Source organism: Flavobacterium resistens, from assembly GCF_900182645.1.
GTDB classification, from domain to species: domain Bacteria; phylum Bacteroidota; class Bacteroidia; order Flavobacteriales; family Flavobacteriaceae; genus Flavobacterium; species Flavobacterium resistens.
In genome coordinates, this window is sequence record NZ_FXTA01000003.1 from 314,688 (window position 1) to 331,650 (window position 16,963).

A 16,963-nucleotide genomic window follows, 5' to 3' on the forward strand; every position below is an offset into this window, starting at 1 on the left:
ATTGCTGAAAAATATATAAATTCGTATTAATAAAAACATAATAAGTTTAAATCTAGTACACTATGAAATGGCAAGGCAGAAGACAAAGCGATAATGTTGAAGACCGAAGAGGCATCTCAGGCGGGAAAGTCGCTATTGGTGGAGGTGTTATTGGAATCATTGTTTTGCTGTTGAATGTTTTTGGCGGAGAAACTGGCAAACAAATAGCACCAGTTTTAGAACAAATGCAAGGCGGACAGCAACAAACTGAAGCAGCAGCTCCATTAAGCAAGGAAGATGAAGAAATGGGGAATTTTGTGAGAGTTACTTTGGCAGATACCGAAGATATTTGGAGCAAAATATTCGAAGAAAATGGAATGACTTATAAAAAGCCAAAATTAGTTCTTTTTAGAGGATCTGTACAAACAGCTTGTGGTGGAGCCTCTTCAGCATCTGGACCTTTTTATTGTCCTGGAGATCAAAAAGTCTATATGGATTTAGGTTTCTTTGAGGAGCTTCAAAGTAAATTTGGAGCGAAAGGAGGAGATTTTGCAATTGCATACGTTATAGCGCACGAAATTGGTCATCACATTCAGACTTTGCTGGGCACTTCGGCAAAAATGCGTCAGGCGCAGGAAGGAAAAAGTGAGGCCGAAGCCAATAAACTTTCTGTTGCTTTAGAACTTCAAGCCGATTTTTATGCAGGAGTTTGGGCACATTACAATCAGCAAAACTTAGATACTGGCGATATTGACGAAGCGTTAAGTGCTGCGAATGCAGTTGGTGATGACGCTATTCAAAGCAAAATGCAAGGACATGTTGTTCCAGATTCATTTACCCATGGATCATCAGAACAAAGGATGTACTGGTTTAAAAAAGGTTTTAAAACCGGAGACATCAAACAAGGCACAACGTTTGAAGAAATTGAATAATACACAAACCAAATATAATAACCACAAAAAAAGCACAACTTAGCAGTTGTGCTTTTTTTAATTTCCAAAATAAAAATTCCAAATCTCGTTAGTTGAAATTTGGAATTTCTAAATTGAAATTTGTTTTTGGACGAAAACAAAAAAAGCCTTGAATTTCTTCAAGGCTTTAAATCTGGGTGGCTGACCGGGTTCGAACCGGCGACCCGCGGCACCACAAACCGCTACTCTAACCAGCTGAGCTACAACCACCATTTTTGCTTAGCGAGTGCAAATATAGAACAAAGGTTCAGTTCTACAAAGAAAAAAATGAAAAATTTTCATAAAAATTACATCAAATTTTCTAAGCTATTGACTGCCAAACACCTTTCAACGGTAAAACCTTCAGCAAAATCTTTCCCAACCAATCTTCCTAAGTCCTGCGCACGATAATTTAAACTTTCAAAGAAGTTTTTACTCGTAATTGGCGTTGCAGGTTCGCTTGAATTTGGATCGTAAAATTGCGTTTTATAAGCAGAAATTGCTTCTACTTTCTTTTTTTCAAATCCTGTAATGTCAACTACAAAATCCGGAGTAATATTTTTCCATTGAATATAATGATATACAACTTTAGGTCTCCAGGCTTCTTGTGACACTCCATCAATCGAAGTTTCAATTTTCATCAAACCTGATAAGAAACAAGAATCAGAAACCAATTTACTTCCTTTTCCGTGATCAATATGACGGTCGTCAATTGCATTACACAATACAATTTCAGGTTTATATTTACGAATCATTTTTATCACTTCTAATTGATGCTTTTCGTCATTAACGAAAAACCCGTCACGCATTGCTAAATTTTCACGAACAAGAACACCTAAAATAGCCGCAGCATCTTTTGCTTCCTGATCTCTAATTTCTGCCGTACCACGCGTTCCTAATTCACCACGTGTTAAATCAACAATACCAACTTTTTTCCCAAGGGAAACTTCTTTTAAAATTGTTCCGGCACAACCCAATTCTACATCGTCCGGATGCGCACCGAAGGCTAATATGTCTAGTTTCATTTTTTTGTTTTTGTATGTTTTGTTTCAGGTTTCAGGTTTCAAGTTGTGCACAAAACGTGAAACCTGAAACTTCAAACTTGAAACTATTTTCTTAAAACTCTTTTCATCGTCATCGATTTGTTGACGCTTTCTTCCCATTCTTTTTCGGGAATACTTTCTTTTGTAATACCGCAGCCCATGTACAAAATAGCTTTATCTTCCTGAATCTGCATGCATCGTAAATTTACAAATAAATCAGAACTTGCTTTAATTCCTTCAAAAGTACTGTTCAATTCACCTAAAAAACCAGTGTAGAAAGTTCTATCGTAATTTTCTTTTTCTAAAATAAATGTTTTTGATTTCTTTTTTGGAAGTCCACAGACAGCAGGTGTTGGATGTAATGTATCGATAACTTCTTCTAAAGTTGAATTTTTCTTTAAAACTCCCGAAATATCCGTTTTAATATGCCAGATTGAACCCGCTTTTAAGCTGTAAGGTTCAGAAACCACAACCGAAGCCGTAAATTCTCTCAATCTTTTTACAATAAAATCAGTTACAAATTGCTGTTCATCTTTTTCTTTTTGCTGCCAGACGATTTCTGTTTGTAGATTATCTTTTTGTGTTCCTGCCAAAGCCATAGTTTCAAAAGCATTTCCGTTTGCTTTCAACAGTTTTTCAGGTGTTGCTCCCATCCAAAGTCCAATTTTTGGATGAAAAAAACAATAACAAAAAGTCGCAGGATATAATTGAACCAAATGCTGAAAAGTTTCGATAAAATCAAATTCAGACAAAGACACTTCTTCGCTTCTTGACAAAACTACTTTTTTGAATTCTTCGTTTTTAATCGCCTGAATTCCCTGCGCTACCAAATATTCATATTGAAATTTAGCTTCAGAATCAAAACTCAAATCGTCAATTTCTATTGGTTCAAATGAAGTTGTTTCTTTTTCTGCAATAATAATTTCCGATTCATTTTCAGGAATCAAAATCAATTGTTTCTCATCAAAAGAAGCAAAAACAAATCCTTTTTCGCTGTAATCTGAAACGGTGAATAATGTGTTATTTTGTTGTAAAATCCCAACTAGGTTTGTTGTGTTGGGTTTTGAATAAAGTACAAAAGGTAAATTCTGTTCTTTATGATTTTTAATTTTTAAGAAAAATGGATTCATAGTTTATTCACTTTTCTTTCTATCCAAAACCATATTCGTCAATTTACAGAGCGAAACTAAATTTCCAGCTTCATCTGTAATTTTGATTTCCCACAAATGAACAGTTCTTCCTTTGTGAATAATTCTTGCAGTACCAAAAACATAACCTTCACGGATACTTCTTAAATGATTTGCCGAAATTTCAATACCTCTTACCTCCTGCTCTTTCGGATTAATAAAAAAGAAAGAAGCTGCACTTCCAACACTTTCCGCTAAAGCCACTGAAGCGCCGCCGTGCAACAATCCCATTGGCTGATGAACGCTTGGATTTACTGGCATTTTTGCAGTTAAAAAATCTTCTCCGGCGTCGATATATTCAATTTTCAGCGTTTCCATTAATGTGTTTTTAGAAAACTCATTACAGCGCGCCAAAATCTGTTCTTTTGTATAATTCATTAAAATAAACTTTAAAAACGTAAAATTAAAGAAAGATAAGACATAAATCTAAAAACCGATTCTAAAATTTAAAATTCAACTTCAAACCTGTAGGTTTTTTGCTATTTTTACAAAAAGAATTCAAATGCGTCAATACTTTACACTTTTCATCATTGGTTTAATTTTAGCTTTCAGTTCCTGCCGAACTGATTTTGACACTGTTGCCAGTACTGGAGATTTAAAGTTCTCAAAAGATACTGTTTATTTGGATACTGTTTTTAAAAACATCGGTTCAAGCACTTATCAATTGAAAGTATATAACCGCAGTAAAAATGATATTTCAATTCCGATTATTCAGTTGAAAAACGGATTGAATTCAAAATACAGAATGACCGTTGACGGAATGAGCGGAACAAATGGAAAGATTTTTAAAGATGTTACGCTTTTAGCAAAAGATAGTCTTTACATTTTTATAGAAACTACTGCAGACATTACAGACGCTAATCCGACTGATTTTTTATATACTGATGAAATTCAATTTGACAGCGGGGCCAATCTTCAAAAAGTGGCGCTAGTTACCTTAATACAGGATGCGGTTTTTTTATATCCGAATCAAAATCCAGACGGAACAAAAGAGAAAATTAAAATTGATGGCAAAGAAGTTGATGGATTTTATCTGAATGAAAATGATGCCGTAAACGGAAACGAACTTCTTTTTACCAAACAAAAACCTTATGTTATTTATGGATACGCGGGTGTTCCCGAAAATAAAACCGTAACTTTTGAAGCCGGTGCAAGAGTTCATTTCCACGCCAATTCTGGATTGTATGTTGCAAAAAATGCTTCCCTTCAAATTAACGGAACTGTTTCAACATCTGAAAAACTAGAAAACGAAGTTATTTTTGAAGGCGATCGTTTAGAGTCACTTTATTCTGATATTCCAGGACAATGGAATTCGGTTATTCTTGAAAACGGAAACTCCAATCATTCCATCAATCATCTTACCTTAAAAAATGCCGTAACTGGTTTAGAAATAAGAAATACAACCAATACGATTCCCATTAAAAATAGCCAGTTTTATAATTTTGTGGAACATGGAATTCTAACTAAAAATGCCCGAATAAATGCAGAAAATTTAGTTATAAATTATGCCGGAATTGCGAGTTTATCTTGTCTTTATGGTGGTAATTACAATTTTACACATTGTACATTCAATAACAATTGGCAAAACAGTTCTCATTTTGCAGTAAACCTCAGCAATAGTTTGACTGGCGCAACTCCTGAAACAAATCCGCTTACACAAGCGACTTTCAACAACTGTATTATTTATGGTTCAGGTACAAACGAGTTTAATTTAAGTAAAAACACCAATACAGCATTTGTTTATCAATTAAATAACTGTCTTCTAAAATTCAGTAGTTCATCTACAAATCCAGATTATCAATTTAAAACAGATACGCAACATTATAACAACATCATCTTGAATGAAAATCCAAAGTTTTATAATGTTAATCAGAACAAATTCAATATTGATAAAAGTTCATCCGCTTTCGCGAAAGGAAATCAGGCGTTTATAATTCCGAAAGATATTTTAGGAATTACAAGAACTTCACCTCCGGATTTAGGCGCTTATCAGAGTCAAGATTTTCCTAAATAAATTTAAGATTTATGAAATTAATTTTTTCGCTTGTCACTTGTCTTTTATTCTTTAGCAAAGCATTTTCTCAAAATACAACCATAATTAAGTGTGATTCTATTTATAAAAATAAAGGAATTACGATAAAACTTGCAACTTTCAACGATAGAGAAGATATCGAAGATGACGAAAAAAATGCGACTCTGACAATCACTCAGCAATTAAACGGCAAAAAAACAATTTTAGTAAAAGAAAATCTTCATAGCAGTAATCAGGAAATTGAATTTAGAGATTTTAATAACGATAAAATAAAAGATCTTTTAGTTCAAAATTATTCAGATGCTCGAAGTAATTGGACTTATAGCTTATATCTATATAATTCCAAAGCAAATAATTTCAAAAAAGTAGTCGGTTTTGAAGAAATCAAAAACCCAACATTAAATACTAAATATAATATTATTGAAAGTCACGTAGTTTCCGGAACCAATTGGGCTTCCTTTTATAAAATAAAAAACAATAAAGTAATTGATTTTAATATAGTCATAACTGATGACGGTAGTTCTAAATCTGAAAAAGAATATAGAAAAGCCATTAAAAAAATAACTTCAATAAAATAAACTTCACGCCTTAGTGCCTTCGCGGCAGTTAAAAAATCACTCGTAAGAAAATCTATCTAAATTTAAACTTACCGTAACGTTTTGCATCTTAAAAAGTAGTAGTTTTGTTACAATATTAAAATTTAAAGCATTTAAAATCAATATTTTAAATCAGTAAATTTTTAGTATTTCAAACCAAATCTTAAACACTATTACTTATGAAAAAAAACTACTTTTTACTGTTATTGGTACTAACTTCAATTGGTTTTGCCCAAATTCCATCTGGATATTACAACACTGCAACCGGAACAGGTTACACTTTAAAAACTCAGTTGTATAATATTATTAAAGGTCATACTGATAATGGATATGCCGGCTTATACACCACTTATCAAACCTCGGACGTTGATAATTTTTATGAAAATGATGGAACAGTTTTAGACATGTATTCTGAAAATCCATCAGGAACAGATCCATACAATTATAGCACAGGAAGCACACAACGATGCGGAAATTATTCAGTAGAAGGCGATTGCTACAACAGAGAACATATTATCCCGCAATCTGTTTTTAATGAACAGTCACCAATGGTTGCCGATGCACATTTCATAACGCCAACGGACGGAAAAGTAAACGGAATGCGTTCTAATTATCCACATGGCACTGTAGCTTCTGCAACTTATACTTCTCAAAATGGAGGCAAATTAGGATCAAGTTCTGTTTCTGGATATTCAGGAACTGTTTTCGAACCAATTAACGACTTTAAAGGAGATATTGCCAGAATGTATTTTTACTTCGCTACACGATATGAAAATACGGTTGCCGGATATTCTTATGCCATGTTTAATGGTTCTAGTAATCAGGTTTTCACAACAGCTTTCTTGAATATGCTTTTAGCTTGGCATTCGCAAGATCCTGTAAGCGCAAGAGAAATTGCAAGAAATAATGCCATTTATGCGCGTCAAAATAATCGTAATCCATTTATTGATCATCCGGAATATGTAAATCAAATTTGGGGCGGAACTCCTTCTGGAGATACTCAGGCGCCAACTACTCCAACAAGTTTAGCTTCTACTTCAAAAACAGCGACTTCAATTTCACTTTCATGGACTGCATCTACAGATAATGTAGCCGTAACGGGTTACGATATTTATGCTAATAGTGTTTTAAAAACTACCGTTTCTGGAGTTACAGCAACAATTACAGGTTTAACTGCTTCTACTGCTTATTCTATTTATGTAAAAGCGAAAGATGCAGCTGGAAATGCTTCTGCTTCAAGCAATACCATTTCGGTTACAACCAACAGCAGCGGAACGGGAACTGCAACAGATTTGCTTTTCTCTGAATATATTGAAGGTTCTGGAAATAATAAAGCTTTGGAAATTGCGAACAATACAGGAAGTTCTGTTAGCTTGTCTGCTTATACAATTAAAAAACAAACTAATGGTGCTGGCGCATGGAGCACAGGTTTAGCTTTAACGGGCACATTAACAACTGGAAGTAAATTTGTAATTGTAAACAGTTCTATTTCTTCAACCTGTTTTTCTCCAAGTTCAGCCAATATTTCAACAACAGCAACTGAATTAACTTTCAACGGAAATGACGCTGTAGGTTTATTTAAAAACGGAGTTTTAATAGACATTATCGGAACTTTTAATGGCGGAACTGCAAATTTTGCTGTCGATGTTACTTTAAGACGAAAATCAACTGTAACTTCTCCTAGCACTACTTTTAATTTAAGTTCGCAATGGGACTCATTTACACAAGATACTTGTAATAATCTGGCCAGTAAAAAAGCGTTACCTGTAGAAGATGAAGAAATTGTGGAAAGTTCAGATGAAATTTTAATTTATCCAAACCCTTCAGATGGAAATTTCAACGTTGGTTTAAATGATTTTTCAACTCCTTATTCTATAGAAATCCTTTCTTTCTCAGGGCAAAAAGTTTTCGAAAAATTAGACACAACAGCATCGTCTGTATCAATAAGCCATCTTTCAAAAGGAATTTATGTGGTTAAGATTGTAAAAGATTCGAGAACTATTATCAAAAAGATAGTAATCAATTAGATATTTTTTTTCACGCAGATTGGCTCCGATTTATTCATAAACCAAAAAAACCTGCTCAATCTGCGTGAACAAAAAAACTGTGCGTCTTAGCTCTCGATAGCTATCGGGATTGCAAGATTAAATACACAATCCTTAAAATTCAATCGCTTTTCAGATCAAGATCATTTTTTTGTAAAGAGTTTGTTATCAAATTTGCGCTTACTATTTATTTAAACTAAATTTGCAGCTCAATACAACAAACTACACATCACAATGATCCATTTCTTTGAAAACCAAAGCAAAACTGTTTTTGCCGTACAGACGCAAAACGAAATTTCAGCTCAAGACATTTCAAAATTAAACTGGCTTTTTGCCGACTCGAATAAGATCGAAAAATCCGCACTGACGGGTTTTTTTGTTGGTCCCCGTGCCACTATGATCACACCTTGGAGTACAAATGCTGTAGAAATCACTCAAAACATGGGTGTTCCGGGCATTATCAGAATTGAAGAATTTCATCCGGCAACGGAAGATTTCGCTGATTTTGATCCGATGCTTTTCCAAAAATTCAATGAATTAGATCAGGAAATTTTCACGATCAACATTCAGCCAGAACCAATTCTGGAAATTGATGATATTGCAACTTACAATAAAGTTGAAGGTTTAGCTTTAAGCGAAGAAGAAGTAGAATACTTAAATAATCTTTCAACAAAACTAGGAAGAAAACTTACTGATTCTGAGATTTTCGCTTTCTCTCAGGCGAACTCAGAACACTGTCGTCACAAAATCTTCAACGGAACTTTTGTTATTGACGGTGAAGAAAAAGAAACTTCTCTTTTCAAATTAATTAAAAAAACATCTCAGGAAAATCCTAACGATATTGTTTCTGCTTACAAAGACAACGTAGCTTTTGTAAAAGGGCCAAAAGTGCAGCAATTTGCACCAAAATCGGCAGATAAACCTGATTTTTACGAAATAAAAGAATTTGATTCGGTTATCTCATTAAAAGCCGAAACACACAATTTCCCAACAACAGTTGAGCCTTTCAACGGAGCTGCAACAGGTTCAGGAGGAGAAATCCGTGACCGTTTAGCGGGTGGACAAGGTTCATTGCCATTAGCAGGAACTGCGGTTTACATGACATCTTACTCTCGTTTGAAATCCTTCGACTCCGCTCAGGATGACAGAAAATGGGAAAATGCTGTTGAAGAAAGAAAATGGTTGTACCAAACACCAATGGATATTTTGATCAAAGCTTCAAACGGAGCTTCTGATTTTGGAAATAAATTTGGTCAGCCGTTAATTACTGGTTCTGTTTTAACTTTTGAACATTCAGAAAACGACCGTAAAATTGGTTATGATAAAGTAATCATGCAAGCGGGTGGAATTGGATACGGAAAACTAGATCAATCAATTAAAAAGAAACCACAAGAAGGCGATAAAATTGTAATTCTTGGAGGTGAAAATTATAGAATCGGAATGGGTGGTGCTGCGGTTTCTTCTGCAGATACAGGAGCTTTCGGTTCAGGAATTGAGTTAAATGCGATTCAGCGTTCAAATCCTGAAATGCAAAAACGTGCTGCAAACGCGATTCGTGGTTTAGTAGAAAGCGACAATAATCCAATTGTTTCTATTCATGATCACGGTGCAGGTGGACACTTAAACTGTCTTTCTGAATTGGTGGAAGAAACTGGAGGTTTAATCGATTTAGACAAATTACCAGTTGGAGACCCTACTCTTTCTGCAAAAGAAATTATCGGTAACGAATCTCAGGAAAGAATGGGATTGGTTATTGGCCAAAAAGATATTGATACGTTGCAAAGAATTGCCGACAGAGAGCGTTCACCAATGTATCAGGTTGGAGATGTAACGGGAGATCACCGTTTTACATTCGAATCAAAATCACATGGTTCAAAACCGATGGATTATGCTTTAGAAGATTTCTTCGGAAGCTCTCCAAAAACGGTTATGACAGACAAAACTATTGATAGAAAATATGCTGATGTTTCTTATGACGCTGCAGATTTCGAATCATATTTAAAAGACGTTTTACGTTTAGAAGCTGTTGCCTCAAAAGACTGGTTGACTAATAAAGTGGACCGTTGCGTTGGTGGAAAAGTTGCTAAACAGCAAAATGCAGGTCCATTACAATTGCCTTTGAATAATGTTGGAGTTATGGCTTTGGATTATTTAGGAAAAGAAGGAATTGCAACTTCTATTGGCCACGCTCCTATCGCAGCTTTGATTGATCCTGTTGCAGGAAGTAGAAATGCTATCGCAGAATCGTTATCAAACATTATCTGGGCGCCAATTAAAGATCAGTTGAAAGGTATTTCATTATCTGCAAACTGGATGTGGGCTTGTAAAAACGAAGGTGAAGACGCTCGTTTATACGCTGCTGTTGAAGGTTGTTCAGAATTTGCAATCGAATTGGGAATCAATATTCCGACAGGAAAAGATTCACTTTCGATGAAACAAAAATATCCAAACGACGAAGTAATTGCGCCGGGAACGGTTATTATTTCGGCTGGAGGAAACTGTACCGATATTCGAAAAGTAGTTGAACCAGTTTTACAGAAAAACGGAGATTCTATTTATTATATCAATTTGTCTCAGGATGATTTCAAATTAGGAGGTTCATCTTTTGCACAAATCAGAAATACAATCGGAAACGAAACTTCTACTATAAAAGACGCTTCTTTCTTCAAAAATGCATTTAATACAATTCAGGAATTAATCGGCGAAAGCCAAATTTTAGCGGGTCACGATATCGGAAGCGGTGGTTTAATTACTACTTTATTAGAATTGTGTTTTGCAGATGTGAATTTAGGAGCAAAAATTGATTTCAGCGCTTTCGCGGAAAAAGACTTATTGAAAATCCTTTTCGCTGAAAACATCGGAATTGTTTTCCAAGCTAAATCTGATGCAGTTGTTGAAGCTAAATTAAATGCTAACAATATCGAATTCTTCAAAATTGGTTCTGTAACTTCTACAGCTACTTTGGAAATTGGAAATTGGAATTTAGATATTCCAACTTACAGAGATGTTTGGTTTGAAACTTCTTATTTATTAGATCAAAAACAATCTAAAAACGGAAGAGCTCAAGCTCGTTTCGAAAACTATAAAAATCAAGTTTTAAATTATACTTTCCCAACACATTTTACAGGAAAGAAACCAGAAATTGATAATTCTAAACCAAGACCAAAAGCAGCTATTATCCGTGAAAAAGGAAGTAATTCTGAGCGTGAAATGGCAAATGCAATGTACTTGGCTGGATTTGACGTAAAAGACGTTCACATGACCGATTTAATTTCTGGTCGTGAAACGCTTGAAGACATTCAGTTTATTGGTGCTGTTGGAGGATTCTCTAACTCAGATGTTTTAGGTTCTGCTAAAGGTTGGGCTGGAGCTTTCTTATACAACGAAAAAGCAAAAACAGCTTTGGATAATTTCTTCAAAAGAGAAGATACTTTATCTGTTGGAATCTGTAACGGATGCCAGTTGTTTATGGAATTAGAAGTGATTAATCCAGAACATGAAGTTCACGGAAAAATGCACCATAATGAAAGCCACAAACACGAAAGCATATTTACTTCTGTGAAAGTTCAGGAAAACAACTCTGTTATGTTATCTACTTTGGCTGGAAGCACTTTAGGAGTTTGGGTTTCTCACGGAGAAGGTAAATTCAAATTGCCTTATTCAGAGGATCAATACAACATTGTTTCTAAATATGCTTACGAAGGTTATCCTGCAAACCCTAACGGTTCTGATTACAACACTGCTATGATGTGTGACAAAACAGGAAGACATTTGGTTATGATGCCTCATATTGAGCGTTCGACTTTCCAATGGAACTGGGCACATTATCCAAAAGACAGAAATGACGAGGTTTCGCCTTGGCACGAAGCTTTTGTTAATGCTAGAAAATGGATTGAGAAAAACTAAAAAATATATTTTATTAAAACGCCCGAATTTTATCGGGCGTTTTTTTTAAGCCACGAATTCACGAATTGATTTTATTGAAAACAATAATAGCAAATGATTTTCTTATTACACTTATCCTTTTCTATATTAACTTTTTCGCAATCTGTCATTCCGAGAAACGACAAACTTTGTGTAAAAAAACTACTATTTAAAACTATTCTAAGATTAATTTAATGGTATCTTAAGACAGCTTAAGCAAGCGTAAACATTCTGGTAAATATCTTTGTCTCATGAAAAATATGATACACAAAATATACCTTCCATTTCTCTTAGTCATTATAAGCCAATTTTCTTTTGGTCAAAAAACTTCATCTATAAAAGGAAATATCACTGACGGAAAACTTCCTGTAGAATTTGTTGATGTGGTTTTAAAACACGCTAGTGATTCTACTAAAATAGCCAACTACGCTGTAACCGATGTTATGGGGAATTTTGCTTTAGAGAATGTAGCGTCTGGAGATTATCAGCTTCAATTTAAATTAATTGGTTTTAAAACGATTTCTCAAAAGATAAAAGTTTCTGAGAATCCAATTTCTATTGGAACAATTAAACTGCAAAACGATGCTAATTTACTGAATGACGTTGTTGTAAAATCGCAGAAAAAACAAATTCAGAAAACGAATGAAGGTTTTATTTTTAATGCTGTTTCGAATATTTCACAATCTGGTGGAACTGCAACAGATATGCTAAAAAGTATTCCGACAGTTGCTGTAGATGCGGAAGGCGGAATTACCTTAAGAGGAAAATCGCCTATGATTTTGATTAACGGAAAAAATTCAGCGATTACGAATATGGATCAGATTGCGGCAAGCAGTATTGAAAGTATTGAGGTAATCAGCAATCCGACCGCGAAATATGATGCAAATGCAGAAAGCGGCATCATTAATATTAAACTCAAGAAAAACAATCAAAATGGTTTAAATGGCGCTGTTGTTTTAGGAGGCGGTTTTGGCGCAAAAGGAAGAGTGAATAGCTCGGTTCTTTTAAATAACAAAACTGAAAAATGGAACATTGGTTTAGGATACGACAATCGTTTTGCCGGAAGAACTAAAAAGATTAACGCTGACCGAACAAACTATTTTATTGATGATGAACATTACATTCATCAACATAGAGATGACGCCCGCACAGAAGGTTTACAAAATCTAAAATTCAATGTTGATTTCACTCCAAACGACAGAAATACTTTTTCTTTTGAAGCATTAGGAAATATTGAAACTCAGGATAACGACGAAACTTTGTACACGCAGGTAAACACAAGTACAAATGCATTTTTCTCAAATAACAAAAGACATTCTTTAGAACTGGAACGTTCAAAAGTTGGAGAATTGTCTTTTAATTACGACCGAAAATTTTCTGATGAACGAAAAAGTTTAAATACTTCAATCACTTCCTCATTTGGGAAACACAGAGAAAACACTGATATCGATACTTATAATTACGATGAATATCAACAACAGATTGGTGAAGCTAAATTACAACGTACGCACAATTATGAAAACCAAAACATTTCTAATGCAATTGTAAATTATGCTTTTCCTGTTTCAGAAAAAACAATTGTAGAAACTGGATATAAAGGAACATTTCGCTTTTTCAATTCTGATTTTGAAAGTGCCGATTTAGTTAATGGCGATTATGTTGTAAATCCTATTGCTAGCAATACTTTTGAATTTAATGAGCAAATAAACGCTGTTTACGGAATGCTGAATTCGTTCATCGGCGAAAGCGAAAATCCAAAATGGAAATACAATTTAGGTTTGCGTGCAGAAAATGTTTCAAACACTGGAGCAACGCAAAATAATAGCGATCGCTTTAGCAATAATTATTTGAAATTCTTTCCATCGGCTTCGCTGCAATTAAATTTAAAAACTGATGAATTTGTGAAAATTGGTTACAGCAAACGTATCAATCGACCAGATTTAGACGATTTGAATCCGTTTATTGATATTACAGATGCCCTAAATCCGCATGGTGGAAATCCTTATTTGAAACCTGAAATTATTCATATTGCAGAAATGAGCTATAATAAAGACTGGCAAAATTATTCGTTATCGACAAACGCATTTTATAGAAATACAACTGACGCAATCAGACAATATGCTGAATTACTCGATAATGGTGTAATTTTTCTCCAGCCAAGAAACATTGGAAGTACTGTTACTTATGGTTTAGAAACAATTTTTAGTCTAAAACCTATTGGTTTTTATGATGCGAACATCAGCTTGACTGCTTTTCAGCAAAATATTAATGCATCAAATCTAGGCGAAGATGTAATAAACAATGCTTTTAGCTGGTACGGAAAAATTATTAATAATTTTGTTCCATGGAAAGGCGGAAAACTGCAGATTATTGGAAATTATAATTCGGCTTTAGCGACTGCACAGGGAAAAAGAATTCCGATTTATAATGTCGATATGGGATTTCAACAAAAACTCGGAAAAGGAAATGCTCGTTTAGGTTTGGTTGTCACCGATATGTTTAATACACTCGAAAGTGGCTATAAAAACAATACCGCATTGTTCAGTAATAACAGAACCAACAAATCAGACACCCGCGCTTTGATGATTACATTTGCGTATACCTTTAAATCTGATTTTAAAGAAAAACTATTAGAAAATCAGTTTTCGACAGAATAATAATTCGCAAAATAAAAATCTGATAATTTTTTCATTCTTGTAATTGGGATTTATTTTTTCTATGGAAATTTAAAGTATATTCGCCTTGAAAATCAGCCACTGATTTTCCTAAAAGACTAAAAACACTTAAACCTACTATAGAATGAAATCTGTACACGTATTGCTTATTGCACTATTTTTTGTTGTTGCGAAATCTTATTCGCAAGTTGAAGTAAACACAATCACTCATAATTCTAAAGAACGCTATATCACAACCACGATTGGTTTTCCAGTTTCCGGGACTTATGCGCCAATTGGCCAAAAAGAGCCAATTAGCCAATTAAATCCAGATGGAACAGGATTTATTCAAGCAGCTGATTTAAGCAAAAAGAAAATCAACTGGGGAATCGAATGCACAGAAGAGGGAATTCCTGTTTTCAAGGAAGGATTCAATAGTAAATCGTACACTTTTTGGTACAGACCAAATGATAGCGACGAATGGTCTTATTCTCAATTTTCTATTCATTTTGCGAAGAAAAAAATGTTTTTGATGGGAGAAAGAGTTAAAGAATATGAAGATTTTAATGTGCAATAATCTCTAAAAAAATAATATTTTTTTTAATTTGATAATCTCTAGTTTTTTCGAAAATTTACTACAAAAAAGAAAACGTTTTCGTTGATTTTTAAGAGTCCCTATAAATTTTCCCATAAAATTCCACAAAATTAAAAATTATACCTATTTTTTATTTAATTTGCGATAAAATTCAATATATTAAACATGGTTTCAATCACACGCCTTTTTGATTTTCCCTATTATCAACAAGAAACTTACAACCTTCCGGTTGCTTTAGCAACAAAAAAAAACGGAGTCTGGGAAAAAACATCTAGCCAGGAATATATTGCAAAAGCAAATGCAATTTCGAGAGCATTATTACGAATGGGCATTCAAAAAGATGACAAAATTGCCCTGATTACATCAAATAACCGTACCGAATGGAATATCATGGATATTGGTATTCTGCAAACAGGCGCACAGACGGTTCCAATTTATCCAACAATATCTGAAGAAGATTACGAATATATATTAAACCACAGTGGCAGTATGTACTGCTTTGTGTCTGATGAAGAAGTACTTCACAAAGTAAACCTTATCAAGGCAAATGTACCGACTTTAAAAGAGGTTTATTCTTTTAACGAAATTCCAGGTTGCAAACACTGGAGCGATTTATTGTTGTCAGGCGAAGATGAAAGCAATCAAAATGAAGTTGAAGCTAGAAAAGACAGCATTCAAACAGATGATTTAGCGACTATTATTTATACTTCAGGAACAACAGGAAGACCAAAAGGCGTTATGCTTTCGCACAAAAACATTGTTTCGAATGTTTTAGACAGCGCTCCTAGAATTCCGTTTGATCCGGGAAAAAGCACTGCATTGAGCTTCTTGCCTATCTGTCATATTTTTGAAAGAATGATCTTGTACATTTATCAATATTATGGAGTTTCGGTTTATTTTGGAGAATCAATTGACAAAATCAGTGATAACTTAAAAGAAGTTCGTCCGACTGTAATTACAGCTGTACCAAGACTTTTAGAGAAAGTTTATGATAAAATTTATGCAAAGGGAGCCGAATTAACTGGCATCAAGAAAAAACTGTTTTTCTGGGCTATTGATTTAGGTTTAAGATACGAACCATACGGAGCAAATGGTGCTTGGTATGAGTTCCAATTAAAAATTGCCCGCAAATTGATTTTCAGCAAATGGAAAGAAGGTTTGGGTGGAAATTTAGATTTAATGGTTTCTGGAAGTGCCGCTTTACAGCCACGTTTGACGAGAGTTTTTGCTGCTGCAGAAATTCCGGTTATGGAAGGTTACGGATTATCTGAAACTTCTCCGGTAATTGCGGTTAACGATCAAAGAAACAGAGGTTTCAAGATTGGAACTGTTGGAAAAGTGATTCGCAATGTAGAAGTAAAAATTGCCGAAGACGGAGAAATTCTTTGCAAAGGACCAAACGTAATGTTAGGTTATTTTAAAGATCCTGAAAAAACTGCTGAAGCTTTGCAAGATGGTTATTTCCACACGGGAGATATTGGAGAAATCGACAGCGAAGGTTTCTTGAAAATCACCGATCGTAAGAAAGAAATGTTCAAAACTTCGGGAGGAAAATATATTGCACCACAAATCATTGAAAATGCCATGAAGCAATCTCGTTTTATTGAGCAGATTATGGTGATTGGTGATGGCGAAAAAATGCCAGGCGCTTTTATTCAGCCAAATTTTGAATTCGTAAAAGAATGGGCAAAAATCCATAAAATTACTTTAGGAAAAACAGATAAAGAAATCAGCGAGAATCCAGATGTAATCAAACGCATCGACGAAGAAGTTGAAAGCATTAATGAGAAATTTGGAAACTGGGAAAAAATCAAACGTTTTGAGTTAACTCCGGATGTTTGGTCTATCGATGGCGGACAACTTACTCCTACTCTAAAATTAAAACGTAAAATCATTAAAGAAATTTACAAAGATCTTTACGCTAAAATCTATGGTCATAATTAAAATTCCAAAATAGT

General features: G+C 34.3%; 11 protein-coding genes and 1 tRNA gene. 8 read left to right on the top strand and 4 right to left on the bottom strand.

Translation table 11 applies throughout. From position 1 onward, the window contains the following. Positions 1-62 precede the first annotated feature (62 nt). Complete coding sequence (ypfJ, locus tag FN795_RS12775; protein WP_142450957.1) at positions 63-911, top strand: KPN_02809 family neutral zinc metallopeptidase; 849 nt, start codon at positions 63-65, stop codon at positions 909-911. Between the two features lie 175 nt (positions 912-1,086). On the opposite strand, the gene FN795_RS12780 is transcribed toward ypfJ, so the two are convergent. The 4 genes from FN795_RS12780 to FN795_RS12795 all read right to left on the bottom strand — a co-directional run bounded on the left by FN795_RS12780 (position 1,087) and on the right by FN795_RS12795 (position 3,537). Next, a tRNA-His gene (locus tag FN795_RS12780) sits at positions 1,087-1,160 on the bottom strand. 77 nt (positions 1,161-1,237) lie between these two features. Further along, on the bottom strand, positions 1,238-1,954 hold the full coding sequence (gene bshB1 / locus FN795_RS12785; protein ID WP_142450958.1) for a bacillithiol biosynthesis deacetylase BshB1: 717 nt from the start codon (positions 1,952-1,954) through the stop codon (positions 1,238-1,240). A gap of 83 nt (positions 1,955-2,037) precedes the next feature. Further along, positions 2,038-3,102 carry a chorismate-binding protein gene (locus FN795_RS12790; RefSeq protein ID WP_142450959.1) on the bottom strand — a complete coding sequence of 355 codons (1,065 nt, stop codon included), beginning with the start codon at positions 3,100-3,102 and terminating at the stop codon, positions 2,038-2,040. Between the two features lie 3 nt (positions 3,103-3,105). Further along, positions 3,106-3,537 carry a PaaI family thioesterase gene (locus FN795_RS12795; protein WP_142450960.1) on the bottom strand — a complete coding sequence of 144 codons (432 nt, stop codon included), beginning with the start codon at positions 3,535-3,537 and terminating at the stop codon, positions 3,106-3,108. A 124-nt stretch (positions 3,538-3,661) separates the two neighbouring features. On the opposite strand from FN795_RS12795, the gene FN795_RS12800 reads away from it, so the two are divergent. From FN795_RS12800 to FN795_RS12830, 7 genes are all read left to right on the top strand, one after another. Continuing rightward, the gene (locus tag FN795_RS12800; RefSeq protein WP_142450961.1) at positions 3,662-5,173 is read left to right on the top strand and encodes a hypothetical protein; all 1,512 of its coding nucleotides are present in this window, start codon (positions 3,662-3,664) and stop codon (positions 5,171-5,173) included. An 11-nt stretch (positions 5,174-5,184) separates the two neighbouring features. Further along, positions 5,185-5,769 carry an XAC2610-related protein gene (locus FN795_RS12805; protein WP_142450962.1) on the top strand — a complete coding sequence of 195 codons (585 nt, stop codon included), beginning with the start codon at positions 5,185-5,187 and terminating at the stop codon, positions 5,767-5,769. 197 nt (positions 5,770-5,966) lie between these two features. Further along, positions 5,967-7,814, top strand: coding sequence for an endonuclease (locus tag FN795_RS12810; RefSeq protein WP_142450963.1), 1,848 nt, complete (start codon positions 5,967-5,969; stop codon positions 7,812-7,814). 252 nt (positions 7,815-8,066) lie between these two features. Beyond that, positions 8,067-11,738, top strand: coding sequence for a phosphoribosylformylglycinamidine synthase (gene purL, locus FN795_RS12815; protein ID WP_142450964.1), 3,672 nt, complete (start codon positions 8,067-8,069; stop codon positions 11,736-11,738). A 278-nt stretch (positions 11,739-12,016) separates the two neighbouring features. Beyond that, entirely contained in the window at positions 12,017-14,413 is a 2,397-nt protein-coding gene (locus tag FN795_RS12820) for a TonB-dependent receptor domain-containing protein (RefSeq protein ID WP_244289977.1), read from the top strand. 142 nt (positions 14,414-14,555) lie between these two features. Further along, complete coding sequence (locus FN795_RS12825) at positions 14,556-14,987, top strand: hypothetical protein (RefSeq protein WP_142450966.1); 432 nt, start codon at positions 14,556-14,558, stop codon at positions 14,985-14,987. A gap of 183 nt (positions 14,988-15,170) precedes the next feature. Then, a complete protein-coding gene (locus tag FN795_RS12830; protein WP_142450967.1) occupies positions 15,171-16,949 on the top strand; it encodes an AMP-dependent synthetase/ligase in 1,779 nt (592 codons plus the stop codon). The last annotated feature ends 14 nt before the right edge of the window (positions 16,950-16,963 follow it).

Excerpts from the sequence above, each read along its gene's own strand:
- FN795_RS12800 (WP_142450961.1), top strand. The coding sequence starts at position 3,662 with ATGCGTCAATACTTTACACTTTTCATCATTGGTTTAATTTTAGCTTTC.
- FN795_RS12820 (WP_244289977.1), top strand. The coding sequence starts at position 12,017 with ATGATACACAAAATATACCTTCCATTTCTCTTAGTCATTATAAGCCAA.
- ypfJ (WP_142450957.1), top strand. The coding sequence starts at position 63 with ATGAAATGGCAAGGCAGAAGACAAAGCGATAATGTTGAAGACCGAAGA.
- bshB1 (WP_142450958.1), bottom strand. The coding sequence starts at position 1,954 with ATGAAACTAGACATATTAGCCTTCGGTGCGCATCCGGACGATGTAGAA.
- FN795_RS12830 (WP_142450967.1), top strand. The coding sequence starts at position 15,171 with ATGGTTTCAATCACACGCCTTTTTGATTTTCCCTATTATCAACAAGAA.
- FN795_RS12795 (WP_142450960.1), bottom strand. The coding sequence starts at position 3,537 with ATGAATTATACAAAAGAACAGATTTTGGCGCGCTGTAATGAGTTTTCT.
- FN795_RS12790 (WP_142450959.1), bottom strand. The coding sequence starts at position 3,102 with ATGAATCCATTTTTCTTAAAAATTAAAAATCATAAAGAACAGAATTTA.
- FN795_RS12825 (WP_142450966.1), top strand. The coding sequence starts at position 14,556 with ATGAAATCTGTACACGTATTGCTTATTGCACTATTTTTTGTTGTTGCG.
- FN795_RS12810 (WP_142450963.1), top strand. The coding sequence starts at position 5,967 with ATGAAAAAAAACTACTTTTTACTGTTATTGGTACTAACTTCAATTGGT.
- purL (WP_142450964.1), top strand. The coding sequence starts at position 8,067 with ATGATCCATTTCTTTGAAAACCAAAGCAAAACTGTTTTTGCCGTACAG.
- FN795_RS12805 (WP_142450962.1), top strand. The coding sequence starts at position 5,185 with ATGAAATTAATTTTTTCGCTTGTCACTTGTCTTTTATTCTTTAGCAAA.